28 protein-coding genes and 1 pseudogene are annotated in these 26,372 nt (G+C 69.4%); 17 read left to right on the forward strand and 12 right to left on the reverse strand.

What is annotated here, in order from left to right; genetic code table 11:
- The first annotated feature begins 96 nt into the window (after positions 1-96).
- Together EV567_RS16815 and EV567_RS16820 are read left to right on the forward strand one after the other, a co-directional pair.
- Positions 97-1,437, forward strand: coding sequence for a hypothetical protein (locus EV567_RS16815; protein WP_130440860.1), 1,341 nt, complete (start codon positions 97-99; stop codon positions 1,435-1,437).
- A 53-nt stretch (positions 1,438-1,490) separates the two neighbouring features.
- The gene (locus tag EV567_RS16820; RefSeq protein WP_130440862.1) at positions 1,491-2,063 is read left to right on the forward strand and encodes a hypothetical protein; all 573 of its coding nucleotides are present in this window, start codon (positions 1,491-1,493) and stop codon (positions 2,061-2,063) included.
- 100 nt (positions 2,064-2,163) lie between these two features.
- Here EV567_RS16820 and EV567_RS16825 read toward each other — a convergent pair whose 3' ends face one another.
- From EV567_RS16825 to EV567_RS16865, 9 genes are all read right to left on the reverse strand, one after another.
- The gene (locus EV567_RS16825) at positions 2,164-2,805 is read right to left on the reverse strand and encodes a hypothetical protein (protein WP_130440864.1); all 642 of its coding nucleotides are present in this window, start codon (positions 2,803-2,805) and stop codon (positions 2,164-2,166) included.
- Between the two features lie 40 nt (positions 2,806-2,845).
- The gene (locus tag EV567_RS16830; protein WP_242620857.1) at positions 2,846-3,478 is read right to left on the reverse strand and encodes a hypothetical protein; all 633 of its coding nucleotides are present in this window, start codon (positions 3,476-3,478) and stop codon (positions 2,846-2,848) included.
- A complete protein-coding gene (locus tag EV567_RS16835) occupies positions 3,465-3,878 on the reverse strand; it encodes a hypothetical protein (RefSeq protein WP_130440866.1) in 414 nt (137 codons plus the stop codon). Before EV567_RS16835 ends, EV567_RS16830 begins: the two co-directional genes overlap by 14 nt.
- 9 nt (positions 3,879-3,887) lie before the next feature.
- On the reverse strand, positions 3,888-5,237 hold the full coding sequence (locus tag EV567_RS16840; protein WP_242620858.1) for a hypothetical protein: 1,350 nt from the start codon (positions 5,235-5,237) through the stop codon (positions 3,888-3,890).
- Entirely contained in the window at positions 5,234-5,563 is a 330-nt protein-coding gene (locus EV567_RS16845) for a hypothetical protein (protein WP_242620859.1), read from the reverse strand. The genes EV567_RS16840 and EV567_RS16845 overlap by 4 nt, the downstream gene beginning before the upstream one ends.
- Before the next feature lie 10 nt (positions 5,564-5,573).
- On the reverse strand, positions 5,574-6,608 hold the full coding sequence (locus EV567_RS16850) for a hypothetical protein (protein ID WP_407071597.1): 1,035 nt from the start codon (positions 6,606-6,608) through the stop codon (positions 5,574-5,576).
- Positions 6,605-7,075, reverse strand: a complete 471-nt coding sequence (locus EV567_RS16855) for a hypothetical protein (RefSeq protein WP_130440868.1) — start codon at positions 7,073-7,075, stop codon at positions 6,605-6,607. Before EV567_RS16855 ends, EV567_RS16850 begins: the two co-directional genes overlap by 4 nt.
- Positions 7,076-7,497: 422 nt before the next feature.
- Positions 7,498-8,484 carry a hypothetical protein gene (locus EV567_RS16860; protein WP_407071598.1) on the reverse strand — a complete coding sequence of 329 codons (987 nt, stop codon included), beginning with the start codon at positions 8,482-8,484 and terminating at the stop codon, positions 7,498-7,500.
- Between the two features lie 41 nt (positions 8,485-8,525).
- Positions 8,526-9,182, reverse strand: coding sequence for a hypothetical protein (locus tag EV567_RS16865; RefSeq protein ID WP_130440870.1), 657 nt, complete (start codon positions 9,180-9,182; stop codon positions 8,526-8,528).
- Positions 9,183-9,767: 585 nt separating this feature from the next.
- Here EV567_RS16865 and EV567_RS16870 point away from each other — a divergent pair.
- From EV567_RS16870 to EV567_RS16930, 13 genes are all read left to right on the forward strand, one after another.
- Positions 9,768-10,610 carry a hypothetical protein gene (locus EV567_RS16870; RefSeq protein WP_347400496.1) on the forward strand — a complete coding sequence of 281 codons (843 nt, stop codon included), beginning with the start codon at positions 9,768-9,770 and terminating at the stop codon, positions 10,608-10,610.
- Positions 10,611-10,627: 17 nt separating this feature from the next.
- The gene (locus EV567_RS16875; protein ID WP_130440872.1) at positions 10,628-11,473 is read left to right on the forward strand and encodes a hypothetical protein; all 846 of its coding nucleotides are present in this window, start codon (positions 10,628-10,630) and stop codon (positions 11,471-11,473) included.
- Positions 11,470-12,777, forward strand: coding sequence for a CpaF family protein (locus tag EV567_RS16880; protein ID WP_130440874.1), 1,308 nt, complete (start codon positions 11,470-11,472; stop codon positions 12,775-12,777). Before EV567_RS16875 ends, EV567_RS16880 begins: the two co-directional genes overlap by 4 nt.
- A gap of 96 nt (positions 12,778-12,873) precedes the next feature.
- Positions 12,874-13,923, forward strand: coding sequence for a type II secretion system F family protein (locus tag EV567_RS16885; protein WP_242620895.1), 1,050 nt, complete (start codon positions 12,874-12,876; stop codon positions 13,921-13,923).
- Positions 13,920-14,840, forward strand: coding sequence for a type II secretion system F family protein (locus EV567_RS16890; protein ID WP_165430407.1), 921 nt, complete (start codon positions 13,920-13,922; stop codon positions 14,838-14,840). The genes EV567_RS16885 and EV567_RS16890 overlap by 4 nt, the downstream gene beginning before the upstream one ends.
- A gap of 105 nt (positions 14,841-14,945) precedes the next feature.
- Complete coding sequence (locus EV567_RS16895; RefSeq protein ID WP_130440876.1) at positions 14,946-15,197, forward strand: hypothetical protein; 252 nt, start codon at positions 14,946-14,948, stop codon at positions 15,195-15,197.
- 77 nt (positions 15,198-15,274) lie between these two features.
- A complete protein-coding gene (locus tag EV567_RS16900) occupies positions 15,275-15,712 on the forward strand; it encodes a TadE family protein (RefSeq protein WP_130441658.1) in 438 nt (145 codons plus the stop codon).
- Between the two features lies 1 nt (position 15,713).
- The gene (locus EV567_RS16905; RefSeq protein WP_130440878.1) at positions 15,714-16,130 is read left to right on the forward strand and encodes a TadE/TadG family type IV pilus assembly protein; all 417 of its coding nucleotides are present in this window, start codon (positions 15,714-15,716) and stop codon (positions 16,128-16,130) included.
- 50 nt (positions 16,131-16,180) lie between these two features.
- Positions 16,181-16,648 carry a pilus assembly protein TadG-related protein gene (locus EV567_RS16910; RefSeq protein WP_407071602.1) on the forward strand — a complete coding sequence of 156 codons (468 nt, stop codon included), beginning with the start codon at positions 16,181-16,183 and terminating at the stop codon, positions 16,646-16,648.
- 117 nt (positions 16,649-16,765) lie between these two features.
- Positions 16,766-19,816: a BTAD domain-containing putative transcriptional regulator gene (locus tag EV567_RS16915; RefSeq protein WP_130440880.1), complete on the forward strand. Its 3,051-nt coding sequence runs from the start codon at positions 16,766-16,768 to the stop codon at positions 19,814-19,816.
- A complete protein-coding gene (locus tag EV567_RS16920; protein WP_130440882.1) occupies positions 19,813-20,697 on the forward strand; it encodes an A24 family peptidase in 885 nt (294 codons plus the stop codon). The genes EV567_RS16915 and EV567_RS16920 overlap by 4 nt, the downstream gene beginning before the upstream one ends.
- A gap of 72 nt (positions 20,698-20,769) precedes the next feature.
- A complete protein-coding gene (gene mqnC / locus EV567_RS16925; RefSeq protein ID WP_130440884.1) occupies positions 20,770-21,984 on the forward strand; it encodes a cyclic dehypoxanthinyl futalosine synthase in 1,215 nt (404 codons plus the stop codon).
- Positions 21,985-22,012: 28 nt separating this feature from the next.
- Positions 22,013-22,486 carry an imidazolonepropionase-like domain-containing protein gene (locus tag EV567_RS16930; protein WP_130440886.1) on the forward strand — a complete coding sequence of 158 codons (474 nt, stop codon included), beginning with the start codon at positions 22,013-22,015 and terminating at the stop codon, positions 22,484-22,486.
- A 75-nt stretch (positions 22,487-22,561) separates the two neighbouring features.
- On the opposite strand, the pseudogene EV567_RS16935 reads toward EV567_RS16930, so the two are convergent.
- A pseudogene (locus EV567_RS16935) lies at positions 22,562-23,090 on the reverse strand (hydrolase); the annotation flags it as partial.
- Positions 23,091-23,224: 134 nt separating this feature from the next.
- On the opposite strand from EV567_RS16935, the gene EV567_RS16940 reads away from it, so the two are divergent.
- Positions 23,225-23,920: a demethylmenaquinone methyltransferase gene (locus tag EV567_RS16940; RefSeq protein ID WP_130440888.1), complete on the forward strand. Its 696-nt coding sequence runs from the start codon at positions 23,225-23,227 to the stop codon at positions 23,918-23,920.
- Positions 23,921-23,961: 41 nt separating this feature from the next.
- On the opposite strand, the gene EV567_RS16945 is transcribed toward EV567_RS16940, so the two are convergent.
- Together EV567_RS16945 and EV567_RS16950 are read right to left on the reverse strand one after the other, a co-directional pair.
- Positions 23,962-24,279 carry a PASTA domain-containing protein gene (locus EV567_RS16945; protein ID WP_130440890.1) on the reverse strand — a complete coding sequence of 106 codons (318 nt, stop codon included), beginning with the start codon at positions 24,277-24,279 and terminating at the stop codon, positions 23,962-23,964.
- A gap of 127 nt (positions 24,280-24,406) precedes the next feature.
- Positions 24,407-24,913 carry a GNAT family N-acetyltransferase gene (locus EV567_RS16950; protein ID WP_130440892.1) on the reverse strand — a complete coding sequence of 169 codons (507 nt, stop codon included), beginning with the start codon at positions 24,911-24,913 and terminating at the stop codon, positions 24,407-24,409.
- Between the two features lie 97 nt (positions 24,914-25,010).
- On the opposite strand from EV567_RS16950, the gene EV567_RS16955 reads away from it, so the two are divergent.
- Entirely contained in the window at positions 25,011-26,297 is a 1,287-nt protein-coding gene (locus EV567_RS16955) for a geranylgeranyl reductase family protein (RefSeq protein WP_130440894.1), read from the forward strand.
- The last annotated feature ends 75 nt before the right edge of the window (positions 26,298-26,372 follow it).

Consider the following 26,372-nt stretch of genomic DNA (forward strand, 5'->3'; position numbering starts at 1 on the left):
CGTCTTCGGCGACATGGTTGAGCGGGACTTCGAAGTCAGGGCGGACAATCCGATCCCGTTCGGCATCGTGGCCTGAACGGTGCAGGGGGAGAGAACGTGGCCGACCGGATGTCGGGGCCATTGAGCGAGCCGGTGGCGCGGCCGCGCTGCATGCGCGCCCACGCCGCCCAAGTCGTACGGCAAGCCCGGATCTACGCCGACGGCCGCAATCTCGTCGTCCGCGGCCGGCGGATGCGGGAGCGCCGGTACCCGGTGGGCGCTGCGGGGATCCGGCGTGCCGTTCTCATCCCTCCGGGCGACCGTTGGGAGACCGTGTCCAGGCGTTCGTGGGAGCGATGGGGAACTCTCGTCCTGCGGACTGAGAGCGGGGAAGACGTCCTGACGTTGCCGCTTGCGGAGTGGCTGCCCGAGGCGGGCGTTGTCGGGGCGGCTGAGATGAAGCCGGCGCAGTGCCTGCGGCGGACGGGGTTGGGTGAACTGGTCACCCGGCTCGGTCTCCGACTGGAAGAGAGCTCCCCGCCGTCCGCCACCGGTCGTGCCGAGGGCTCGGGAAGCCGAGCGGACCGGGTGATCCTGGCTGATCTGCCTCGCTGGCACTTGTGGTCCAGGGTTCTGGGTGTCTTTGGCTGGTTTCTTGCCCTGGTCGTCGCCTTCGCCGCCAAGGCATCCTGGGTGCTCCCCATCGCCGCAGGATGCCTTCTCCTGGTGCCGGCTTCGGACGCGATCCTGCGCACCCGTGCCTGGTGGAGCAACCGACGGGATCTGCGCCCCGGTGGCCGCTTTGCCGAGTCCGTGGTGATCACCCCTTCGCCGCAAGCCGGGTCCTGGGCGACACGGCGCTTCCTGCGCACAGCATCGCTCCAGGTGCTGTGCGACGAGGTGGTGCTGACCAACACCGTCGGTGCAGAACGCTGGCTCGGACGGAACGGCGCACACGGTGTCGCGCGGCTGGTGCGACTCGTCGCCGGAAACTCGGGACAGCCCCTCGGGGTCGAACTGCGGGACGGCAATGGGGACACCCGGGCCCTCTTGCCGTGGCGGTACTGGTTCGCGGGCCCACAGGGTGCACAGCGCTGGTCGGACCTCGTGAAGGCGCTGACGGTACCGGTAACGGACGAGCAGGTTGGGCGGGCTGCACAGGAAGAGCCCTCATGGCGAGGACACTTGTACGCGGCGGACGCCCGCAGTATGTCCCCCCTCAAGGTAAAGGACGCCCGCAGGGAGACCAGTTGGAACCGTTCGGTCATCGGCGGTGGCGAGCTTATGCTCATCCCGTTCTTCAGTGCATGGCTGGCAATTCTGCTCTTCGGCGACAACGCCCTGGCCCGCGTCACAGGTGCACTCGCCTGGTTGACCATCGCGGCTGAACTCGCTCCGGCGTTTGCGGCCTCCCTGAGAAGCAGATTCTCGTACGACAAGGCGGACGAGAGCCCGTAGCCGCGTGACCTCAGCGTCGTCTGACGACACTCACACCGTAGGAGAAGCCGCTCGTGAGCGAGCAAACAGGTCTGCCTTTCGGGCAGTTCATGGGGGATGACGGGGGCGTCCACGAGATGGTTCCTGCGGCAGCCATCATTGGAGTGCCCGAAGCGAAAGCAGCAGCGGAGAGGTATGGACGTGAAGTGCGTTTCGACTTCTTGGACGACCGGGCCGTTCATTGGCTGCTGTTCTATCGGTGGGAAGACAATCGGAAGTGGCGCGGGCGTGGGTGCCTGGCTGGCATTCTCATGTCTGTTCTCGCGATCTTTCCTTGGCCGTACTGGGATCTGGTGGTGTCGCAGAAGCCCCGTCCGTTCCGGATCGCCTTCCTCTGCGTGACCGCGATGCTCGTTTTCGGACTACTGGTGGGACTCTATCTGTGGCGACGCCCTAGCCTGCTCGACCCCTCCTTGCGAAATGTACGCATCAGGGCCCGCCGGTATAGGAAAATCGTGGGAATTGCGAGACGTGGTGGAGCCGATATCCCACCCATGTATCCCTACTACGGGATGTATGCCTCGTCCCGGAAATTCTTTCCCGACGCGCCTGAACTTCCCGTTCCGCCGACGGGACAGGCATCGTGACCGTTCCAGGCGGGTGACGGGTGGATCCTCCAGCCTCGTGCGTTGCGGCCCTCACCTCACCATGCCGACGTCATCCGATCAGTGCCCACGTTGAGAACGCTCAATGTGTCGCCCCGGGAAGTCGGAGCGTTCGCGCGAAGTCGTCCAGTGCTTCCATTGCCGCGGCGATTACTTCCGGATCGTCATGGTGGCCGCGTAGCAGGACATCGGGGACGCTGGGCGGCGTGTGCCAGTGGTACGTCACCGAGGTCATCATGATCGTGCTGTCCGCAGGGTAGGAGCGGGTGACTCGGACCCCGTCTGTGCCCAGGTGTGGAGAGGCAAACGGAACACTGCCGGTTCGCTGCTGCCACTCAGGGATGTCCGGATGCGGAACCGTGGACGCGGTGATTCCCTCGCAGGATGACGCGTCATGGGCCTCGCAGTGGATACGGGTGGCGTGCATCACCAGCGGCATGTAGGTCAGCGGTACGGGGTGGTAGATGAATGCCTCGTCGACCTGGAGCTTTTCCCGGAGCGTGAAGATCGTCTGCTCGTAAAAGCTCTTGTGGAATCGGCGGAGTTTGCGGGTGAGTTCGGTCTCGTGAATGGCAGCCAGCCCGGTCAGGTGCAGGTCCAGCCATTCCTTGAAGGTCTTCTTGTCGATCTGCAGGTGAAGATAACCCCAGAGGCCTGGGTTGGCATCCGTGTCGATGTGGAGCGGGGCGCCGAGGTCGGTGCTCCACAGGGTGCCTTCGGACATGAGTGGTCTCTTTCTTCGGGGAGCACGGCAGAAGGGGCCCTCAGGCGTAACTCCACCGGAACGTGCCCATCACGGCATCGAACAACTCTACGAGGGTGTCGTAGAAGGCGGGATCCGAGCCGGGCGCGATCAGGGCGCTGAAGGAGAAGGTGAGGTACTGATCGGGGGCGCTGTCCGGGACCGGAACGAAGTACTCGACCTGGCGGTGAGCGACGTCGATGCCCTTGGCTGTGTCGGCGGGTACGTCTCGCTCGGAGCGCAGGGCCGCAGTGTCGTCGAGCTCCCGCGACTGGGCACCGGGAGTCACGGAGGCGAGCGCGGCAAGGACCGCTTCCGGACCACTGCTGGGCCTGACCGGCGGAATCTCGATCGGCTGGGAAGCCACGATCGAGACGGGCAACACGATGCCGTGGAGGCGTTCGGTGGGGAGGTAGAGGGTCATTCCTCCCTTGGCCCTGGCCCGGCGAATGACCTTCTTCATCTCCTGGGTGAGCTTGAGCCGGGCTTTCGGAATGTCATCCTTGGGGAAGCCGACGGGCAACTGTGCGACGGCCTTGCGGACGATGCGGTCCATCGCTTCCTCGGTCCCCGTGCGCAGCGGAATCACGTCCCAGCCGGGTGGCGGCACGAGGTTGAAGCCGTTCGGGGCCCGGCGGTGCTCAGCGGTGGCCATTGCGCCCCCGCACCACTTCCACGGCATAAGCGACGCCCACGAAGAGCGCCCACGCCGGGGCGGCGATCATGCCCGGCCAGAAGCCGAGCATCAATGAAGGCAAGAAGAAACCGCCGCCCATGGCGAGATCTCGAGTGAGGTAGGGCGGACGGCCCTCGTATCGGGGGTACTTCGCGAAAACCCAGACATAGTGGAGGAGGCAGCCGACTATCCCGGCCTCATAGGCGTAGAGAACGTCGTTTCTCAGGAACGCCGGGACCAGAATCATGATGCCGATTACTGGAAAGACAAGCGGCATTCCGATGAACAATGTCAGCCTGAGCCGCCGGTTGGGGCCAGTGCCGAGTCCCGTGCGGGCAGCTTCGGCTTCGGCAATGCGTCGTGCCGAGTGCAGGTCCATGATCGCTCCTCACCAATGGGTGTCGGGGGCGGGCTTCAGGGTGTTGTCTTTCCAGTCGGAATACCCCTCGTTGTACGGCTTTTCGCCAGTTCCCAGGTTTTCGTGGGTCCAGCTTGTCATGTCGCTCTTGCCGAGCGCCTTGTCCATGACGTCCATTCCCATGCCGGTCCACGCGATGCCGAGGCCCACCTGATAGGACTTGTACGCCTTGTCCGCTGCGGCCCCGGCGGCCGCCGGGAAGGTGGCCTTGTTCGCCTTCAGCATCTTGGCCAGGCCGGCCATCTCCTTGTCGCCGAGGTGCACCAGCGTCGACAGCGGGCTGACCCTCAGCGGCCCCTTGGTCACCAGACCGACGTTCTGGGAGATGGACTTGCGCATGCTGTTACGGGCAGCACCGAGGGCCTGTCGTCCCGTCCCGTCCGGCATTTTGGACATCAGGCGTCCCATGTCGTCCATGACTCCCTTGACGCCACGGAGTCCTCGGCTCAGGCCGGCAGTCCGAGCGGCCTGAGCGGCGCCTACCGTGGCCTTGGCGCCGCTGGCGAGCTTTGCAGCGGCTCCAAGGCCTCCCACGACAAGCAGCCCGCCCACGACGTCAAAAATGACATCCGTCCAGGTGGCGTCGCCGGATGCCACCAGCGCGAGTCTGAGCAAGATCGTGACACCCGCGATGACGAGGACGAGCATGTTCAGGCCGGGAATAGCGAGTGCTAGAAAACCTGCGAACGTCGCGACCCAGCCGAGAACATCGATGAAAGCCTTGATCTCATCCGCATGGTCATGGATCCAGCCCTTGACGTTGTCCCACCACGAGTCCTCGATCACGTCCTCGATCTCGTCGCGGATCTTCCCGGCATGGTGGTTGGCGCGGGTGTCCCGGGCGCCGGTGATGTCGTTCAGCCGCTTTCGGTACGACTGGAGGGGATCCCCCTCCGCGCCACTGACGGAGGGTCGGGGAGCGTCCTTGTCGGCGGAGTCGGCTTCCTTCTTCTTTTCCGCCTCGACCTCGCCTTGCTTCTCCTTCGCCTGGCGCAGGACCTTGTCGGCGTCCGACTGGAAGTCCTCCAACTCGTTAGACCAGTTGGTCAGATGGCCGTGGACCCGCTCGTAACGGCTGGCCACCTCCCGCATGTGCTTCTCCAGCGTGCCGGACTCCTCGCGCAGGCGTTTGACGTACTTGCCCTTGAGGGTCTCCTCGTCGCTAATAGCTTTAAGATTCTTGGCTTGGTCCCGGAGTTTCTCGGCGACCGAGACCATGTGCTTGACCTCGGCACGGATCTCCTCCGGATCACCGGGAACCGGGTCGGAGTCACACAGCGGCTGCCAATCGACCGGACGGCGCTTGGATGTAGGTGTCACTGCTTCTGCTTCTTCTTGCCCTGCTCGGCCAACTGCACGTCCAGATCCATAAACGCCTTCTTGGTTCCGGACACCATCTCACCCACCGATTCGAGTGACTCGACGAGCCGGGTGCGGTAGTCGTCCCAGTTGTTGACGAAGGCCACCATGACGTCGGCTATGGCACCAGCGCCCCAGTGCTTGTCCATGTCGTCGCGACGGTTCTCGATGTCTTCGAAGGTCTTCTTGAGTTGCCCGAGCTTGCGTTCGCAGTCCGCTAGGAACTCGTAGTTGACCGTCAGGTCCGGATCGGCCATGGACGCCCTTTCGTCTGTGCGTGCTTTCACTGAGGTCGCTTTACCGGTTGACGGCCTGGATCTCCTGGACGGTCACCGCCTGGTCGTTGCCGAACGTCCCGTCGGGAAGGGCACCGCCTGTTCCGCCGCTGCCTGTCCAGCTGATCTGCCAGGTGACCGTCGCCTGCAGCTTGAAGGTGCCGCCGCCCGAGGAGCGGAGGTACTTGAGACCGCACGGCGGGGTCTGGTCCGACTTGCCGACGGCGTACGGTGCGCCGATCGAACCGTCGGCGTTGATCGTGCACTCGCCCGAGCCGGGGTAGGTTTCCGCGTCCGGGGTGCCTGGTTCGAGCTTCAGCGAGACCGGCTTGGCGGTGGTCGTGGCCTGGATGTTGAGACCGGGCACGGCGAGCGAGGCGGTGACCGAGACCTCCTTGAACCGGGCTTTGTCGAGCCAGGCCCAGGTCGGGAGGTTGACCTTGGTGGTGCCGGCAGGTGCCAGGGTGACCTTGGTGGTGGGGAGCTGGATGCGGTTGTAGGCGAGTTCAGCGAGGACTTGCGGGGTCACCGCGTTCGGTACTTGCGGAGAGGCGCCATTCTCGACCCAGAATGGCTGCTTGTCGCAGAGTTGGGCTTCGGGTTCCATCCAGCGGTCTTCGTCGCGGACCGAGACCCACCAGTTGCCCTTGTCCTTTTGATCCAGGTTGTAGTTCTTGTACGTGCCGTCCTTGTACTCGTCGCGGAACATGCCGACGGAGGCCTTGGCGTAGCTGTGCTGGCCGGGCGTGTTGACCGTCTCGGTGTACATGTCCTCGACGTACTTGGCGAAGTCGTCCGCTCTTCTAGGTTCGTACCAGCAGGCGGGAGGGGTCCAGTCGCCGACGGGCTGCACCTGCTTGGTGCCTCTGGTATTGCCGCGGGTGGAGCCGGTGTACGACACCTTGGACACGATGCTGGTGCCCTGCTGTCCGCCACCGGTCACCGTTTTCTCACCGTTGGACCCGCCCGGAGTGCCCCATGCGAACGCTGAACCGGGCGTGAGAGCGAGAATTGCTACCGTCGCCCCTGCGATGAGCCACTGACGCTGCGGCTTCACTGAAGGCACTTCTGGTTCCCCCGCTCTGATTCGAGCTTCGTGGTCTGCCAGACACCGTTGCTGTTCTTCTCCAGGCGCGTGCTGTACAGGACGTACGAGTCGTTGGTCGCCGCCACCTCGTCGACCTTGTTGGTCTTCCGGTTCTTGTTGAACGCCTTGCTCTCGTCCGCGCAGTACGAGACACCAGCGGACTTGGCGTCGAAGACTGCGATGTTGGGGGCGTAGTAGCGGACCGCACCGTGGTAGGTGAACCCTGCGTCCACGATCTCCTTGACCCAGTCCTGGCTTCCCGCGAGGGCCGCTCCGGTCTGGTAGAACTTCAGCGCTGCAGACTCGGGGTCCCCCTTGGTGACCGAGTAGGTCACCGCGGTTTGAGCTCGGCCGGCGTCCATCAGGATGGCGTCCTTCGTAGCGTCACCCACCTTCCAGCTCTCGAAGGCTTCCGTGACGTCGTTGGGCAGCGTCATGTCGGGTCTCTGTAGAGCCCCGGTGGATGCGCTGGCCGAACCCAGCGGTGAACTGGACCCCGTGTCCGCTCCCGCGATCTTGTCCTTCCCTGCCGAGTCGTCACCACCGCCCCCACACCCGGTCAGCAGTAGGGCTGCGGTCGCGGTGAGCGCGAGAGCAACGGGCAAAGTGCGGCGCTTCACAGTGGACTCCCCGTGAGACAACAGTGCATGCAAGAGCACTGACGCTATCGGGGTGGAGCGTGGTTCGCCAGGTTGGGCCCTGCCGCGGTGGCGGCAGAAGAAGCCACCGTCGAACACGGCTCATGAAGTGGACACTTCGCTCGCTGCGCCACCTGGTGGCTTTGACCAACGGGCCCACTTCGCATGCGCTATCGGCAACCCGGCTGATTCCGCGACAAGATCGCTTGGTCAGACCGGAGTCAGCGGTTGACGGCCTGGATCTCTTGAACCACCACGTTCTGGGGTGCGCCGAAGGAGCCGTCCGGGAGGGTGCCGCCCGGGGTGCCGGTGCCCGTCCAGGTGATCTTCCAGGTGACGGTGGCCCTGAGGGTGAACGACGCGTCGCCCGAGGAGCGCAGGTACCTCACTCCGCAGGGCGGGGTCCGGTCGGCCTTGCCCTTCTCGTACGGTTCGCCGATGCGGCCGCCCGCGATCTCGCAGAGCCCTGAGGCGGGGTAGGTCTCCGCGTCCGGTGTGCCCGGGTCGATCTTCAGTGAGAGCGGTGTGGCCGTGGTGGTGGCGCTGATGCGGAGGGCGGGGACGGAGGCGGTGACGGAGACCGGCTTGAAGTCCGCGCCGTCCAGCCAGGCCCACGTCGGAAGGTTGACCTTCGTCGTGCCGGCGGGGGCGAGGGTGACCGCGGTGGTGGGGACGCGGATCTCGGCGTAGGCGAGTTCGGCGAGGATCTCGGGGGTGATCGCGTTCTGGATGCCGGGGGGAGGGGGGTCGCCGGCGTCGACCCAGAAGTAGTCGGCCTCGCACTTGTCCCAGCCGGGCGGGAAGGACTTGTTGACGTACGAACCCCACCAGTAGCCCTTGCCGGTCCTGTCCTTGTTGAAGTCCTTGGTCGGGTCTTCCTTGTTGAGGTACTTCTTCCGCTGTTCGGCGTCCCACTCGTAGCCGGTGGAGTCCGCCGCCCAGATCGGCTCCAGGTAGGCCTGGAGCTGCTCCGGTGTGTACTTCGGCGCGTACCAGCAGGCGGGCGGGGTCCAGGAAGTCGTCGCGGTGACGGGGCCGGCGGTGGGGCCGGCGCCGTTCTTGGAACGATCGAAGACGATGCCTCCGGCGGTTGCGGAGAGGGTGTCGCCGTCGACGTCCCCCGAAGTCCCCGTCGAGTTCTGGGTGTTTCCGTTCAGTGTGTCATCAGCGCGCGCCACGCTCGGCAGGGCCAGAAGCACGAGGCACATTCCGGCAGTGATCAGTACCGGAGGCGTCGCTGATACGCGCATCAGGGCTGGCACTGGGCACTCCCACTCTGAGAAACGATCTTCTGGATCACCCACACGCCCTTGCCGTTCTTCTTCAGCGACGTGTGATACGAAACGTAACTCTTGGCCGTGACTTGGGTCCTCTTGACCTCGTTGGTCTTGAGGTACTTCACATACGCCTTGCCCTGGTCCTCGCAGTAGCTCAGTGACGCGGTCCCGCCTTTGTCGACGCTCACCTGCGGGTCGTAGAAGCGATAGGCCCCAGTGACGCTCGCTTTGTTGTCCACGTAGGTCTGGATGAACTTCTGCGTCCCGACGGCGGCTTCGCCCTCGTAGTAATAGAGGTACGCCTTGTCCAGGGCGTTCTGGTTCACAATGGCCAGGTCCACGGCCTTGATGGACTGCTCGCTGTCGCTCAGGACAGCGTCCTTGTCGGCGTCCCCGGTCTTGGACCAGTCGAAGGCGTATGACAAGTCGGAGGGCAGCTCGATGCGAGGTCGATCGGCCGAAGGGCGGGTCGGGGTGGTCGATGTTGCGGTGGTCGCGGGCGCCGTCTCCGCGCCGTCGATCTTGTCGTTGGACTTCGTGTCGTTGGTTCCGCCGCCGCAAGCCGTCAGCAGGAGGGCGGCCGTCGCTCCGGCGGCGGCTGTGGTGAGCAGGCGTGGGCGGCGGGTCACGAGGGGCTCCTGACGGGGCGTATGGGGGTTGGGAGAGCAGCGTTACGGTAGCCGGGGGCCGGGCGGCGGCACCAGAGAGAGTCGCTGTCGGTGGATCAGAGACGCAGTAGCCGCCATTCACGGTTCCGTCGAGCCGGGTTCCCATTGGGAGCCGTGGTGGCGCGTGAGCTGGTTCGAGAACGTGAGCCTGGCGTCCAGTTCGACTGCTGTGCCGCAAAGTGACCTCGTCAGAGCCGGCAAAGGCGAGGGAAGATTCCCTTCTGCACACCGTGCTCCAACCGATGTCGCACGACCGTCAACGGAACCGCCCCACACCGCAGTTGTCCCCCGACAGCGCGGCGCTCGCTGTGTCGCGAGGGTTCGGGCGCGCCTTGAGGGGCTTATGTGCGGCTGATACCGTGCGAACGCTTGACACTCGCCCCGGCCCCGGCCGGCCGGTCGCCGCAGGTCTCGCCGCGTTCGCCTCAAGTGCGAAGTCCTGGGGAAGTCCTGAGTGAGTGTGCGCATGGTCGGTCATCGCCGTGCGTGTGACAGGCGGTCTCAAACGGTCCAGACGGTTTTCTGGGTGTGACGGGGAGCGGTTGCGTGAAAATCCAGGAGCGTACGGGGGCGGGCGCGGGTCGTTCCGCGGCTCCGGCTCAACCGCCGGTCGGCGACCGGCTTCCCACCCCGCCGCGCGAGCGCAAGCCGGCGCTGGCCGCCCTCGCGGTGCTGCTCATCCTGGTCGGCGCGCTCGGCGCGACGATGCTCGTGCTGCGGGCCGGTGACCGGATCGAGGTCATGAAGGTGGTCAAGGACGTTCCGGCCGGTGAGTCCGTCGAGAAGTCGGACGTGACCTCCGTGATGGTCGCCGCGGACACTGGCGTCAAGTACGTCCACATGGACCAGATGACGCAGCTCGCGAAGCTGAAGGCCAGGTCAACCATCTACGCGGGCACCGTGCTGGTCGGCCAGATGTTCGCCGACACCGCTGACATCCCCGCAGGCAAAGCCTCCGTCGGTCTCGCCCTCAAGGAGGGCCAGTACCCGTCGGACATCACGGCCGGCGACACCGTGAACGTCTACAACGTCGACGGCGGCACCGGGAAGAGCGGATCGGGATCCACGTCCTCCAGCGCGTCCAACCCGCTCATCGTGGCCGGCGCGAAGGTCGGCAAGGTGAAGGAGCAGGGTGACGCGACCGTCAGCACCGGCAACCTCGCCCTGACCCTTCTCGTCGACCAGGACGACGCCGCCGCGGTGACCCGGGCCTCGTCCGCCGGCGCGGCCGCCATCGTGCGCGTCGCCGGCACGGGCACGGCCGCCGGCTCGGGCGGCGCTTCAGGTTCCGGCAACGCGTCCGGTGACAGTGCGGGCGCGGACACAGGCTCTGACGCCGGTTCCGGCACCGGTTCTGGCGGCAGTTCCAGTTCCGGCACCGGCAACTAGAAGGCGGCACCCTCACCATGGCGCTCATCGCTCTCGCCGCCGACAAAGGGTCCCCCGGCGTCACCACCGCGGCCGTCGCTCTCGCGGCGGTCTGGCCGCGGCGCGCGCTGCTCGCCGAGACCGACCCGGCCGGCGGTGACCTCGTCTACCGCAGTGCCGCCGCCCACGGCGGTCCGCTCAACCCGAACACCGGGATGCTGTCCATCGCCGCCACCGCCCGCCGTGGCCTCGTTCCCGACCAACTCTGGGACCACGTACAGCCGTTGAGCGGTGGTCTGGAGGTTCTCGCAGGGTTGGGGATCGCCGAGCAGGCGGCCGGTCTGGCCGGACTGTGGCCCACCCTCGGGCATGCCTTCGCCGCGCTCGGCGACTCCCCGCAGGCTCCCGCCGACGTGATCGCCGACTGCGGGCGCGTCAGCGGGGACAGTCCTGCCGTGGAACTGTTCCCGCACGCCGCCCTCGTCCTCCTCGTCTCGCGCACCGAGCCGGAGGCGATCGCCCGCGTCCGTGACCGTGCCGCCGCCCTGTCGGCCAGGCTGCACGGCGGGCCGCGCGGCGCCGCGAGTCTCGCCACCCCGCTGATAGGCGTACTGCTGGTCGTCGATCCCGGTCACGCCGGCAAGATCTCGGGGCAGGTCAACGACATGCTGGTGCACGCCCAGACGGGCGCCAGGGTCGTCGGCACGCTCGCGGACGACCCCACCGGCGCGGACCAGTTGGCCGGCCGCAAGCGGGGCCGGCTCGACAAGTCGCTGCTCGTCCGCTCGGCCCGCAAGGTGGTCGCCGACCTCCACCAGCAGTACGGCGCGGCCTGGAGCATGCCCGCGCAGGCGCACCAGGGCCACGCTGGAGCCGGGCGGTGACGGCGGTCGACCACCAGTTGGTCAAGCGGTTCCGGCAGGACGCCGGCGACCGTATCGCCGAGCAGCGCCGCCTCGACCAGGCGTCCGGCGTCACCCCGATGTCCACCGAGGACGAGCGGCAGTACGCCCGCGCGGTCATCGCCCAGATCCTGGAGGAGTACGCCCGCGCCGAGATCACCGCGGGCCGTACGCCGCCGGACGCCGAGACGGAGGAGCAGTACGCGGCAGCCGTGCACGCCGCTCTCTTCGGCGTGGGCCGTCTCCAGCCCCTGCTGGACGACCCGCGCGTCGAGAACATCGACATCAACGGCTGCGACCAGGTCTTCGTCGGTTACGCCGACGGACGCGAGGTGCGCGGTGAGCCGGTCGCGGAGACCGACGAGGAGCTCATCGAGCTGATCCAGGTGCTCGGCGCGTACAGCGGTCTGTCCTCCCGGCCCTTCGACTCCGCCAATCCGCAGCTCGACCTGCGGCTGCCGGACGGTTCGCGTCTGTCGGCCGTGATGGACGTGGCGCGGCGTCCGGCGCTGTCCATCCGCCGTGCCCGCATGGGCAAGGTGTTCATCTCCGACCTCGTCGGCAACGGCACCCTCAGCCCGGAGTTGGGCCACTTCCTGGCCTGCGCGGTCCGCGCCCGCAAGAACATCATGATCGCGGGCGCCACCAACGCCGGCAAGACGACGCTGCTGCGGGCCCTCGCCAACGAGATCCCGCCGAACGAGCGGCTCATCACCGTCGAGCGCGCGCTGGAGCTCGGGCTCGACACGTTCCCCGAACTCCACCCCAACGTGGTCGCGTTCGAGGAGAGGCTGCCCAACTCCGAGGGACAGGGTGCCATCAGCATGGCCGAACTCGTGCGCCGTTCCCTGCGTATGAACCCCTCCCGGGTCATCGTCGGCGAGGTCCTCGGCGACGAGATCGTCACCATGCTCAACGCCATGTCGCAGGGCAACGACGGCTCGCTGTCGACGATCCACGCCAACAGCTCCAGCGAGGTCTTCAACCGCATCTCCACCTATGCGCTCCAGGCGACGGAACGGCTGCCCATCGAGGCCAGCCAGATGCTGATCGCGGGCGCGGTGAACTTCGTCGTCTTCGTCCAGCGGCGCAACAACTACGAGACGGGTGGCCGTCTGCAGCGCACGGTGACCTCCGTGCGCGAGGTCAACGGCGTCGACGGACGCGTTCTGTCCAGTGAGGTGTTCGCAGAGGCGCCCGACGGGCGGGTCGTGCCGCACGCGCCCATCGCCTGCCTGGACGACCTGATCGCGTACGGCTACCGTCCCGCGGCGACGTGGGGGTGAGGTGACGCCATGAGCATGAACGCACTGGCTGTGAGCACAGTGACCGTCGGCACCACGACTGCGAGCACCATGACCGCCGAGGTGACCGCGAGCAACATGACCGTGAGCGCGCATCCGCAGGCCGCACTCGGTTCGCTGGGATCGATGGGCGGGCTGTTCTCCCCGACCGTCCTGTACGCGCTCCTGTGCGGCGTCGCCGTCGGCGGCGGTCTCGCGCTCCTCCTGGTCGCCGTTCGCGGGCTGCCGGTCAAGCCGGAGCACGAGAAGCGCAAGGCCGGCCGGCGGGCGAACGAGCTGCTCCGGTTCGCCGGACAGCGCGGTTCCGTCGCCGCGCTCGTAGGACTCGCCGTGCTGCTGCTCACCCGCTGGACGGTGGCCGGAATCGCGGCCGCCGTGCTCGTCTTCTTCTGGGACCGCCTCTTCGGCGGCGCGGCAGAGGAACGGGCCGCCATGAAGCGGGTGGAGGCCCTGGCCTCCTGGACGGAGTCGCTGCGCGACACCATCGCGGGCGCGGTCGGCCTGGAGCAGGCCATTCCCGCGTCCGCGCGCGCCGCCGCACCCGTTCTGCGCCCCCATCTCGACGCCCTGGTCGACCGCCTGCGCGCCCGTACCCCGCTGCCGGACGCGCTCCAGGTCCTCGCCGACGAGATCGACGACGCGTCGGCGGACATCATCGTCGCCGCCCTGATCCTCAACGCGCGGCTGCGCGGCCCCGGCCTGCGCCAGGTCCTCGGCGCCCTCGCCAAGTCGGCGCGGGAGGAGGTCGACATGCGGCAGCGGGTCATGGCGCAGCGGGCGTCGACCCGCCGTTCGGTGCAGATCGTGGTCGCGGTGTCGATCGCGTTCGTGCTCGGACTGTCCGTCTTCAACCGCGAGTTCGTCGAGCCGTACGGCACGGCCGTCGGACAGCTCGTCCTCGCCTGTGTCTGCGGCCTGTTCGGGCTGGGCTTCTGGTGGCTGCGCAAGCTGTCCACCATCGAGACGCCAGAACGCTTCCTGGTCCGCGACGAGTCGTCGGTGCGGTTCGTGCGACCGCGTACGGCGGCTTCGACGGCCTCCGCCACGACGCCGGGGCCGGTCCCCGGGGCGGCCGCCGCGTCGGGGCAGGCGCCGCTTCCCACCCATGACGAGGGGGCACGACGGTGAACCTCACCGCACCGGTCATCGTCGGCGTCGTGCTCGGCCTGGGCGTCTACGTCCTCGTCCGCGCCCTGATGCCGTCCAAGCGCAGCGCGGTCGCGCAGGTCGCGCGGATCGACGCGATGCGGGCGCGCGGGGCGGCGTACGAGTCGGCGCGGCAGGCCGTGACCGGGGGCCGGTTCGGTGCGCTGCGCGCGGAGATCGGCCGCAAGGTCGCCGACCTGTATCTCCAACAGGGTTGGGAACAGCGCTCCTTGCGGGCCGACCTCAATGTGCTGGAGCGCAGCTGGGAGAACTTCCTGGCCACGAAGGTGCTGCTGGCCGTCGCCGGTCTGTTCTTCGGCCCGCTGCTGTTCGCCGTCGTGTGGTCGATGGGGTTCCAGAGCAGCCCGGTCGTGCCGGTCTGGCTCGCTCTGCTCTGCGCGGTGCTGTTCTTCTTCCTGCCCGACCTGGAGATCCGGCGGGACGCGAGCCAGAAGCGCCGCGACCTGCGGCGGGTGATCGGCGCGTACCTCGACCTGGTGTCGATGAACCTGGCCGGCGGGCGAGGTCTGCCGGAGGCGCTCATGGCGGCCGCGGAGGTGTCCGACGGCTGGGCCACGCAGCGCATCCGCAACGCCCTCGCCGACGCCCGCATCACCGGCCTCAGCCAGTGGCAGGCGCTGGGGGCGCTGGGGGAGGAGCTGGGCGTGGAGGAGCTGAAGGACCTGTCGGCCTCGCTGGCCCTGGTCGCGGACGACGGCGCCAAGGTCCGTGAGTCCCTCGCCTCCCGTGCCGAGACCATGCGGCACCGCGAACTCGCCGAGATCGAGGGCAGCGCGGGCGAGAAGTCACAGTCGATGCTCGTGGCGCAACTGCTGTTGTGCGCGGGGTTCCTGGTGTTCCTGATCTTCCCGGCGGCGATGCGGGTGTTCCAGGTATGAGGCAGGTCAGCAACCGTTTCCACAACTGACGAGACCGAACCGACAACGCGCAGAACAACACTGGCGAGCACGAGCACGTCGATCCACCCGAGAGGACAACTGACCATGACCCGTTGGAACGTGAGCACCGGCAACGCCGGCGTCGACTTCCTGATCGCCTTCCTCCAGGGACGCGTCCAGCGTGCCCGCTCCGGAGAGCTGGACCGCGGCGCCTCCGCGGTGGAGTGGGTCATCATCTCGGCGGTCGTCGTGGCGATCGTCGGCGTGGTGGCAGCCATCATCAACCAGGCGCTGAAGGGCGGCGCCGAGAAGGTCGGCAAGTGCATCGACGGCGCGACCGCGAGCAGCACCTGCTGATCGGTCGGACGAGGTAACGCGAAAACGGGGTCGTTGTGGGCGTGGGCACAAGCGGGGGCGGCGGCGCCGGCGAAGCGATGCGCCGCAGGGTGCGGACCGTACGCAGGGGCACGGCCGCCCGCGGCGATTCCGGCATGACATCGATCGAGTTCGTCTTCCTCACCCCCGTCCTCTTCTTCCTGATCTTCGCGACGGTGCAGTTCGCGCTGTACTTCTTCGCCGACCACGTGGCTCAGGCGGCGGCACAGGCCGGTGCCCGCAAGGCTCGCGCCACCGCGGACGCCCAGCCGGGCGCCTGGCGGGGCGAGGCGCGAGGCGTCGTGGACTCCTACATCGATCAGTTGGGGCCGCAGTTGGTGCTGTCGCCGGACGTCACGCTGCTCCAGCCGGAACAGGACACGGTGGGCGTGGAGATCACGGCGCGGGTGCCGTCGGTGTTCCCGGGGCTGGACCTGACGGTGCACGCGCGGTCGCTGGGCCCCGTCGAGCGGTTCGTGCCCGAGGGGGGAAACTGACATGGCCGCCGCTGCGAGCCGTCGCGCCGGTGACCGTGGACTGTCCACCGTGGAGGTGGTGATCCTCGCCCCGGTGATGATCCTGTTCATCCTGGTCCTGGTGGCCTTCGGTCAACTCGTCGACGGACGCGGCGCGATCGACGGCGCGGCCCGGGACGCGGCGCGCGCGGGCTCGATCCAGAAGGACCGGGCGACGGCGCTGGCCGAGGCGCGCAAGGCCGCGCGGGCCGACCTCGCGGACGTCTGCTCCGGCCCGGTGTCCGTGATCCAGACCAGCCCGGGCTTCGAACCCGACACCATCTTCACCGTCGAGGTGAGCTGCGAGGTGCGGGGCCTGTCGATGCTGGGGCTGAACATCCCGACCACCCTCTCGGCCAGCTTCAGCTCCCCACTGGACCCGTTCCGGAGGACGGCGTGAGGCCGGCGGGCGGGGCGAACCGGGCGCGCGGTGTGTCCGCGGTACGGACTCTGCGGTCGGGCGGTGCGTCAACGGCACGGTTCCTGCGGGCGCGCCGGTGCCGTGGTGACCGTGGCTCGGGCGCCGGGGCCGTCATCATCTTCGCCCTGGTTTTTCTTTCCCTGTCGGCCTTCGTCATCGACGGCGGGCTGTCCATCTCCAAGCGTGAACGCGCCGCCGACATAGCGGAACAGGCCGCCCGCTTCGCCGCCCAGGACATCGACCGCGAGGCCCTCTACGGCAACGAGGGCGGCGCAGCCCCCATCAACTTCCAGAACTGCGACACCCGTGTGAAGGCCTTCGCCCGCGAGATGGACATGTCCGGCTCGGACATCGCGGCCACCCACTGCGTGGCCGCGAACGCCGACCAGGTGGAGGTCGAGGTCCAACTCACCTACGAGCCGGTCTTCACCGGCATGTTCTTCGGCGGCGCGGTGACCGTCCACGGTCGGTCGGTGGCGGAGAACCTGGTGGGGTGACCGATGACCGATGACCGATGACAGAGGCCCTCTGACCGTGTCCCACGACCCGTGTCAGTCCATAAGATCTCTGTAGGCTCAACGCATCCCTCTCACTCCGGACCCAGGACACCCGCCATGGCGCGACGCAGCACTTCAGGCTCGACGGGAAGCTCGAGGGGCTCCACCGGCTCGACGGGAAGTCCGGCGGGGCCGCGTAACCGGACTCCGCAGCCGGTGCGGGTGCGGCGGCGGACGGCCGGGGACTTCGTCAAGGCGTTCTTCGCGTTCGTCGCGTTGCTCGCCCTCCTCGTCGGGGTGCCGGCCGCGCTGGCCGTGCAGATCGGCTGGCCCCTGCCGGACGGCGTGCCCTCGCTCGACTGGCTCCAGCAGGAGATCACGGTCAGGACGTTCCTGAACATCCTGACCGTCGTCGTCTGGCTGGCCTGGGCGCAGTTCACCGCCTGCGTGCTGGTCGAGGTGAAGGCCGCGGTGTCGGGTGTGGGCGTGCCGGGGCGGGTTCCCGGCGCGGGGCCGAGTCAGCTGCTCGCCCGGCAACTCGTCGCCGCCCTTCTGCTCGTCGGCGCCACCGCGGCCAGCCTCACCCCGGGGCTCTCGCAGCTCGGGCACACCCTGGACGGCAACCAGAGGGGGACCGTCGCCGCGGCCCAGCAGACCCCGGGGACCTTCATCGGCGCGCAGGAGCAGCCCGCCGGCGGCGCGGCGGCAGCCCTCGCCGAGCAGGCCTCGCACGCCGCCGCGCAGGTCGACGACGGCAGCGCGGCCCGTCTGCACGGCGACACGAAGTACTACCGGATCCAGCCCCCGGAGGGCCGCCACCACGACTCCCTGTGGGAGATAGCCGAGCGCCACCTCGGTGACGGACGCCGGTACAAGGAGATCTACGCGCTCAACAAGGACCGGGTCCAGCCGGACGGTTCCCGGCTGTCCGAGGCGAGTCTGATCCGGCCCGGCTGGATCATGGAGATGCCCGGCGACGCCCGCGGCGGCGACCTCGTCGAGCTGCCCGACGAAGCCGGGAAGGTCTCCGCGGACGTCGAGCAGCAGATCGATCAGTACGCGCGGACCGGCGGGGTAGCGGAGCAGGCCGGCATCGGTGCCGGTCCTGGCGCCGCAGGGCACGAGGGCAGCAGCGGGCTGGTGCAGACCGACGTGCCCCGTGCACACGGCGGCGGACACGCCGGCGGTCGTTCGGGTGAGGTCTCGCTGCCCGCCCAGCGGCACACCCCTCCGGCCTCCGCAGCGGACGGGCGAGCCGGCTCGCGCTCCGAGCCCGGTGACGCCTTCGGCCTCCCCGAGGCCCTGGTCACCGCTCCTCTCCTCGCCGCCGGCCTCCTCGGCGCCCTCGGCCGCCGACGCCGTCAGCTGCTGTGGCAGTCGGCGCTCGGGGCCGTCACCGGGCGGCGCGGCATGGAGCCGCCGACCCCGACCGGCGACGCCCAGGACGTCCAGGACGCGCTGTTCGTCGGCGCCGATCCCGAAGGCGTACGGCTGCTCGACCGCTCGCTGCGCGGTCTCGCCGCGTCCCTCGCCGCCGAGTCACGCGCCCTGCCCGTCGTCTACGCCGCCTGGATGACGGGCGGCGACCTGCACCTCCAGCTCGCCCAACCGTCCGGCAAGCCGCCCGCGCCGTGGCAGCTCGGGCAGGACCAGACGTTCTGGGTGCTGTCCCGCGCCGACGCCGAACGGTACGACGACGCCGACACCGCCGCCCCCTATCCCGGCCTCGTCAGCCTGGGCACCATGGACGACTCCCGCCTGCTGCTCAACCTGGAGGCCGTGCCCGGCATCGTCTCGCTCAGCGGGCGCCAGGAGGACCGCGCCGCCGTCTTCGCGTCCGTCGCCGCCGAGCTCGCCACCAACGGCTGGTCGGACCGCATGACCATCACCCTCGTCGGCTTCGGTGAGGACCTCACCCCGCTCGCCCCCAACCGCATCCGGCACCTGGACGACGTGGACGCGCTCGCCGAGACGATGGCGGCCGAGACCCGGCAGCGGCGGGGAGCGCTCGGCGCGGCCGGACAGGACTCCGTGCTCACCGGCCGTACCGGGCCCGCCCAGCACACCCGTTGGGCCCCGCACCTGGTCCTGCTCGCCGCCGAGCCCTCCGCCGAGGACGCCGTGAAGCTCGCCGAACTCGCCGCCGACGCGAGCCGGTTGGGCATCGGTTACCTCGTCGGCACCGAGAGCGGTGAACTTCCCGGTGCCGCCTGGGAGATGGAGATCACCGGCGAAGGCAAACTGCTCGCGCCGCTCCTCGGGCTGGAGTTGGAGGCCCAGTTGCTTCCGGCAGCCCAACGGCGTGCGGTCGTGGAGCTGTTCGTCGAGGCCGACCCCGAGCGCGGTCCGGACGGGCCGACCCCGACCCCGCCGTTCCTCGTCGACATCAGCGAGCAGGGACGGCCCGCGGTGTACGCGCGGCTCGTCGGCTCGTACGAGATCATCGGGCTGGACGCACCGGACGGTGAGCGCAGCGTGCTGCTGCACGAGGCGCTCGCCCTGCTGCTGCTGCACCGCGAGGGCGTGCACCCGCGTGTGCTCACCTCCGCGCTGTGGCCGCGCGGAGTGACGGACGACGTCCGCGACGCGCTGATCGAACGGCTCCGCGCCTGGCTCGGAGCCGACCCCGACGGATCCCCCCGCCTCGGCTCCGACGCCCGCGGACGCCTGGTCCTCGCCAAGTCCGTCGTCTCCGACCTGGATGTGCTGCGCTCGCTCTACCACGAGGCCACCCAGGGCAAGGGCGTCGACAGCCGGGCCGTGCGCGGACGGCTGCTCACCGACGCCCTGGTCCTGGTGCGCGGGCCGCTCCTCGCCGACCGGCCCGAAGGGCGCTACCGCTGGCTCACCCACGAGATCGTCGACGCCCAACTCCCGCTGCTCGTGGCCGACATCGGGCTCGCCCTGTCCGCGTTCCATCTGGAGAAGGACCGTGCCGAGAAGGCGATCGAGGCGCTGAACGCGGCACTGCGGACGGCTCCCGCCGACGAGCGCCTGTGGAACGAACTGCTGCGCGCCACCCACGCCACCGGCGACACCGCCCGCCTCACCGCCCTCGCCGCCGACCTCGTCACCCGCAGCGGCGCCCGCGGCCTGCCTCCCCGCACCGAGGCCCTCCTGGACGAGCTCCGGCCCGGCTGGCGCGACTCCGTCCCGGCAGCGGGATGAACGGCCTCGGCGCGTCCGGCGCCGTCGCGCTGCTCGTCGTCGCGGCGGTGTGGGGGGCGGTGGTGGGGGCTCTGCTGCCGCGGGCCGCGTACCGGTTCTCGGTGGCGTCGCCGCCGAGGGGGGTGGACGGTGAGGCGGGGGCCGACGGGGCCGGGGTGGACGGCGCGGCGGGGGCCGACGGGGCCGGGGTGGACGGTGAAGAGGGATCGCCCGTGCCCGGGTGGCGCGATCGTTGTCCTCAGGGGCATCCCGTTCGCGGCTGGATCGGTCCCGCGCGCTGTCCCCGTTGCGCCGAAGGTACCGGTGCTGGTGTGGGCAGACGGGGGCGCGGTGGGGCGTACGGTCCCGGTGGGGCGCTCTTCGCCGGCGTCACCGCCGGACTGTGCGCTGTCCTCGGCTTCGCCACCGGTCCCCGGCCCGAGTTGGCCGTCTGGCTGCTGCTCGCGCCCGTCGGGGTGCTGCTCGCCGTCGTCGATCTGCGGGTGCAACGGCTTCCCGACCCGCTCACCCTGCCCTTCGCGGCGACCGCCCTCGCCCTGCTCGGCGTGGCCGCGCTGCTGCCGGAGCACGCCGGCGACTGGACGACGGCCCTCCTCGCGTCCCTCGCGCTCGGCGCCGGCTACCTCGTGCTGCACCTCGTCAATCCCGGTGGCATGGGCTTCGGCGACGTGAAGCTCGCGCTCGGCGCGGGCGCGGTCCTCGGCTGGTACGGCTGGGCCACCGTCATGCTGGGCACCTTCGCCGGGTTCCTGCTCGGCGCGCTGTACGGCGGCGCGCTCCTCGCCGCGCGCAAGGCCGACCGCAAGACGGCGATCCCGTTCGGGCCGTTCCTGATCGCGGGCGCGTACGTGGGTTTGCTGCTGGGCGCGTACACGGCCTGACGTCGGCTGTGGCGAGGGGCTGGCGTAGGCTGGCTCGGTCCGTCCACAACCCTTGACGAAAGGGACGCTCCGGTGACCGAGAAGGCCGACCTCACCTCTGTTGATGTCACAGCCGTCCTCGAACGTGCCGCCGCGGGCGGTCGGATCACGCCCGAGGAGGCGCTCGTCCTCTACCGCGACGCGCCCCTGCACGCGCTGGGCGCCGCAGCCGACGCCGTGCGCCGCCGTCAGTACGCCGGTACCGAGCACATCGCGACGTACATCATCGAGCGGAACATCAACTACACGAACGTGTGCGTCACGGCGTGCAGGTTCTGCGCCTTCTACGCGGCGCCGAAGGACACGGCCAAGGGCTGGACCCGCGACCTGGACGACATCCTGCGCCGGTGCGCGGAGACCGTGGAGCTGGGCGGCACCCAGATCATGTTCCAGGGCGGCCACCACCCGGACTACGGCGTCGAGTACTACGAGAAGCACTTCTCCGCCATCAAGCAGGCCTTCCCGCAGCTCGTCATCCACAGCCTGGGGGCGAGCGAGGTCGAGCACATGGCCCGCATCTCCAAGGTGTCGGTCGAGGAGGCCATCCAGCGCATCCACGCGGCGGGCCTGGACTCCTTCGCCGGCGCCGGCGCCGAGCTGCTGCCCGAGCGGCCGCGCAAGGCCATCGCCCCGCTGAAGGAGTCCGGCGAGCGCTGGCTGGAGATCATGGAGGCGGCGCACAACCTCGGCGTCGAGTCCACCTCGACCATGCTGATGGGCACCGGCGAGACCAACGCCGAGCGCATCGAGCACCTGCGGATGATCCGTGACGTACAGGACCGGACGGGCGGCTTCCGCGCCTTCATCCCGTACACGTACCAGCCCGAGAACAACCACCTGAAGGGCCGCACCCAGACGACCCTGTTCGAGTACCTGCGGATGATCGCGATCGCCCGCCTGTTCCTCGACAACGTCCGCCACATCCAGGGCTCCTGGCTGACGACGGGCAAGGAGGTCGGCCAACTCTCCCTGCACTACGGCGCGGACGACCTCGGCTCCATCATGCTGGAGGAGAACGTCGTCTCCTCGGCCGGCGCCAAGCACCGCTCCAACCGCCTGGAGATCATCGACCTGATCCGCAAGGCGGGCCGTGTCCCGGCGCAGCGCTCCACGACGTACGAGCACCTGGTCGTCCACGACGACCCGGCGAACGACCCCGTCGACGAGCGGGTCGTCTCCCACATCTCCTCGACCGCGATCGAAGGCGGCACCGCTCACCCCGAGTTGAAGCTGCTCGCGCCCAACTGACCGGCCGCCGAACCGAACTGACGCTGCCGTGCTCACCATTCACGCCGCGGACGAGCTCCGACGCGCCTGGGACGACCCGTCGCCGGTCGCGGGCGGAGCCGTCGCCGTCCAGGGCGACCGGGTCGTCGGCGTGGGCACACGTGCCGAGTTGGAGGCGCGGTTCCCCGGTGCGCGCGTGCGTCACTGGCCCGGCGTCCTCGGCCCCGCGCGCCTCCACGAAGGCCCCCTTCCCGACGCCCCCAGCGCACGCGAGCGCGTCCACGCCGTGCTGAAGCTGGGCGCGGCGGCCGTCCTGGCGGAGCACGCCGGCTCGCCCGAGCTCCGGGCGGCGGCGGCACGCAACCACGTTGCCGTGCTGTCCAGTTCACGGCCAGCCGCGCTCGTGGAGAACGGGCGCGCCGACCTCGCCGTCTTCACGCCCGACGAGTCGGGCGGCGGTGAGGGGGCGGGGGTCTGCGTCGCCACGGTGTGCGCGGGGCGCCTGGTCCACCGTCGCCGGTGACCGGTCCGCCGGGGTCCGTGTGTGTCAGTTCGCCGCCGAGAACGCCTTCGCGAACGTTGACGCCGATCATCGAGGTGAGCCGGCGTCCAGCCCGGAGGGCATCACCGGGAGCGTGAAGGTGACCTCGAGGTCCGTGCGCTCCTTCTGGAGCAGGGCGATGGCCTGGGAGCGCAGGGCTACCGAGCCGGCGTCGGCGAGGCCGTCGCCCTCGACGTCGAAGTCGGCCCGCGTGGAGCCGGCTGCGTCCAGAGCCGCGCCGTACGCCTCGGCCGGTTCCGCCGCGCTGTCGCAGACCGCCGCCAGTTCCTTTCCGGAAGCCCCGCCGAAGGAGACGCGGACCGAGGCGCCCGACTTCGTGAGAGCGGAGACACGGGAGGCGACGGACGTGTCGCCGATGGCGTGCGTGCCGTTCCACTTCGGCGTGCAGCCGCTTCCGTCCGAGATGACGAAAGCCAGGTTGTACGTCGCCGGGGAGCCGGCCGTTGACTGAGGCCGCCGTGGCGTTGACGTAGGGCGCGTACGCCGTCGCTGTCGTCGTTCCCGTTGCCGCACCGGATGTGGCGCGCGGCGAGGGAGACCCGGTGGCGGACGGCGCGGCGCGCAGGAGGCCCAGGCTGCTGCCGTGAGCGCTGCCACGAGTCGGAGGGACGCAGGCGCGCTTTCACGGGCCGGCTGCCGCGAATCGAAAGGGCGCGGGCTGGCATGAGCCGGGCGGGCGGGGGCTGCCACAATGGGCGGGTGACCCGCGCTTCCCTGAACAAGCAGCCGCACGAAGTCGCTTCGATGTTCGACGACGTGGCGGAACGGTACGACCTGACGAACGACGTCCTCTCGCTCGGCCAGGACCGGAGGTGGCGCAAGGAGGTCGCCCGCGCGGTCGACGCCCGCCCCGCGCAGAAGATCCTGGACCTGGCGGCCGGCACGGCCACCTCCTCCCTGCCCTTCGCCCGCGCCGGCGCCTACGTCGTCCCCTGCGACTTCTCCCTCGGCATGCTCCAGGTGGGCAAGCGCAAGCACGCCTGGTTGCCCTTCACCGCCGGCGACGCGACGAGGCTGCCGTTCAAGGACGACACCTTCGACGCCGTCACGATCTCCTTCGGCCTGCGCAACGTGCAGGACTTCGACTCCGCCCTGCGCGAGATGCACCGGGTGACCCGCCCCGGCGGCCGGGTCGTGATCTGCGAGTTCTCGCACCCGACCTGGGCGCCCTTCCGCACGGTCTACACCGAGTACCTGATGCGCGCCCTGCCGCCGGTCGCCCGGGCCGTCTCCTCGAACCCGGACGCGTACGTGTACCTCGCCGAGTCCATCCGCGCCTGGCCCGACCAGCCCGCCCTGGCCGAGCACCTGCGCAAGGCCGGCTGGTCGAAGGTCGCCTGGCGCAACCTGACCGGCGGCGTGGTCACCCTGCACCGGGGCTTCAAGGAGAGCTGAGCAGGAGCACGCCACAGGCATCGAGCAGCGCGCCTGGTGCCTCAGCGGGAGCTGACCGTCTCGAAGGCGTCTCCCGGCCGGTCCAGCTCGCGTTCCAGCCCGCCTCCTCCCGGCCGGGGCACGCGCGGCTCGCGCACGCCCGAGCCTCCGCCGCCCTCGCCCTCGGCGAAGTCGAACCACACGGTGACGACGGCGCCGCGCGGCACCTCGACCCCGGGGGGCGGGTACTGCCGTACGACGTAGTCGACGACGGTGCGGTGGAAGTCGGGCCGGTCAGGCGCGGCCAGCAGCACGCCCCGCGCCGTGGCCGTCTCGCGCGCGTCCATCGCCATCAGGCCGACGAGTCTCGGCACGCGCACTTCGGGTGTTTTTGGCCGTATGAGCACAGATGTCACCCCCAGCGGTACTGGAAGGGTAACCGCCCTGGGGTGCCGTCCGGAAGCGCCCGGTGTCTTTGTGTGACAGTCGGTCACTCAGGGTCATGTGTCACAGGTCGAGGCGGTAGCAGTGCCCCTGCGACTTCGACTGCGGCGTGGTGAAGACCTCCGCCAGCCGCATGCCGAGCCGCTGCGTGACCGCGATGGAGCGGGCGTTGCGGGCGGCGACCATGGCCACCACGCTCGGCACGCCCGCCTGTCTCACCCGGTCCACCGTCATCCGCGCCGCCGCGGTGACGTACCCCCGGCCCCAGTGCTCCCGCCCCAGCCGCCACCCGATCTCGATCTCGCCCGCCGGGCCCCAGTCCCGCTCCCAGGGCTGGGCGCCGGTGAAGCCGATGACCCGGCCCGACTCGTCGAGCATCGTCCACAGGCAGTACCCGCGCTCGGCGTCGTGCCGGCGCTGGCGGGCGGTGAGTTCCTCGTAGACGGAGAGTCCCGCGGACCGGCCGCCGTGGAACTCCATGACGTCGGGGTGGTCGAAGATCCGGTGCCAGGCGACCGCATCCTCGTCGGTGGGGACGCGCAGCCGTACCACGGGGAGAACTCGCTTCACGGGGGCAGCCCTTCAGCCGGTGATCGATGTCGCTGAATAGACTGCCCATGTCCAGTGCCCCTCGGCACCCAGATTCCGAACTTGGGGAGTTCCCGCCGTGACTCAGCCCCTCTCCGAAAACACCGCCGACGTGATCGTCGTCGGCGCTGGGCCGGCCGGCTCCACGACCGCGTACCACCTCGCCAAGGCCGGACTCGACGTGCTCCTGCTCGAGAAGACCGAGTTCCCGCGGGAGAAGGTCTGCGGCGACGGTCTCACCCCGCGCGCCGTCAAGCAGCTCGTCGCCATGGGCATCGACATCTCCGAAGAGGCCGGCTGGCTGCGCAACAAGGGGTTGCGCATCATCGGCGGAGGCGTCCGCCTCCAGCTGGACTGGCCGGATCTCGCCTCCTTCCCCGACTACGGGCTCGTCCGCAAGCGCGACGACTTCGACGAGCAGCTCGCCCGCCAGGCGCAGAAGGCGGGCGCCCGGCTCCACGAGCGCTGCAACGTGGGCGCCCCGATCGTCGACGACCGCACCGGCCGCATCACCGGGGTGCACGCCAAGCTGGGCGAGGACAAGCGCGAGGTCACCTTCCACGCCCCGCTGGTCGTCGCCGCCGACGGCAACTCCACCCGCCTCTCCCTGGCGATGGGCCTGCACCGCCGCGAGGACCGCCCCATGGGCGTCGCCGTGCGCACCTACTTCACCTCGCCGCGCCACGACGACGACTACCTGGAGTCCTGGCTGGAGCTGTGGGACCGGCGCGGACCGGGCGAGGACCGGCTCCTGCCCGGCTACGGCTGGATCTTCGGCATGGGCGACGGCACGTCCAACGTCGGTCTCGGCGTCCTCAACACCTCCGACTCCTTCAAGGAACTGGACTGGCGCGAGGTCCTCAAGGCCTGGTGCGCCTCCATGCCGGAGGACTGGGGCTACACGCCGGACAACATGACGGGCCCGATCCGCGGCGCCGCCCTGCCCATGGCCTTCAACCGCCAGCCCCACTACACCAAGGGCCTGTTGCTCGTCGGTGACGCGGGCGGTCTGGTGAACCCCTTCAACGGCGAGGGCATCGCCTACGCCATGGAGTCGGGGCAGATCGCCGCCGACGTCATCGTCCAGGCCCACGCGCGGGCCACCCCGGGCCAGCGCGAACTGGCTCTCCAGAGCTACCCGCGCATCCTCAAGGACACCTACGGCGGCTACTACACGCTGGGCCGCGCCTTCGTGAAGCTCATCGGCAACCCGAAGGTCATGAAGATCGCGGCGCAGCGCGGGCTCACGCACCCCGTGCTGATGAAGTTCACCCTGAAGCTCCTCGCGAACCTCACCGACCCCACGGGCGGCGACGCGATGGACCGCATCATCAACGGTCTGAGCAAGGTGGCCCCGAAGGCGTGACAGCGCGCGCGTGACGGTGACGGGGCGCCCCCTGGCGCTGAAGCGGGGGAGCGCCCTCACCGTCAGAGGGCGGCG

The organism is Streptomyces sp. BK239, from assembly GCF_004217285.1.
In the GTDB taxonomy this organism is placed as follows: domain Bacteria; phylum Actinomycetota; class Actinomycetes; order Streptomycetales; family Streptomycetaceae; genus Streptomyces.

Bases quoted from the DNA above. Each gene is read 5' to 3' on its own strand.
- EV567_RS16885 (WP_242620895.1), top strand. From the start codon at position 12,874: ATGACCGTGAGCGCGCATCCGCAGGCCGCACTCGGTTCGCTGGGATCG.
- EV567_RS16915 (WP_130440880.1), top strand. From the start codon at position 16,766: ATGGCGCGACGCAGCACTTCAGGCTCGACGGGAAGCTCGAGGGGCTCC.
- EV567_RS16835 (WP_130440866.1), bottom strand. From the start codon at position 3,878: ATGGACCTGCACTCGGCACGACGCATTGCCGAAGCCGAAGCTGCCCGC.
- EV567_RS16895 (WP_130440876.1), top strand. From the start codon at position 14,946: ATGACCCGTTGGAACGTGAGCACCGGCAACGCCGGCGTCGACTTCCTG.
- EV567_RS16825 (WP_130440864.1), bottom strand. From the start codon at position 2,805: ATGTCCGAAGGCACCCTGTGGAGCACCGACCTCGGCGCCCCGCTCCAC.
- EV567_RS16900 (WP_130441658.1), top strand. From the start codon at position 15,275: ATGCGCCGCAGGGTGCGGACCGTACGCAGGGGCACGGCCGCCCGCGGC.
- EV567_RS16855 (WP_130440868.1), bottom strand. From the start codon at position 7,075: ATGACGCTGCCCAACGACGTCACGGAAGCCTTCGAGAGCTGGAAGGTG.
- EV567_RS16920 (WP_130440882.1), top strand. From the start codon at position 19,813: ATGAACGGCCTCGGCGCGTCCGGCGCCGTCGCGCTGCTCGTCGTCGCG.
- EV567_RS16860 (WP_407071598.1), bottom strand. From the start codon at position 8,484: ATGTGCCTCGTGCTTCTGGCCCTGCCGAGCGTGGCGCGCGCTGATGAC.
- EV567_RS16905 (WP_130440878.1), top strand. From the start codon at position 15,714: ATGGCCGCCGCTGCGAGCCGTCGCGCCGGTGACCGTGGACTGTCCACC.
- EV567_RS16830 (WP_242620857.1), bottom strand. From the start codon at position 3,478: ATGGCCACCGCTGAGCACCGCCGGGCCCCGAACGGCTTCAACCTCGTG.
- EV567_RS16875 (WP_130440872.1), top strand. From the start codon at position 10,628: ATGGCGCTCATCGCTCTCGCCGCCGACAAAGGGTCCCCCGGCGTCACC.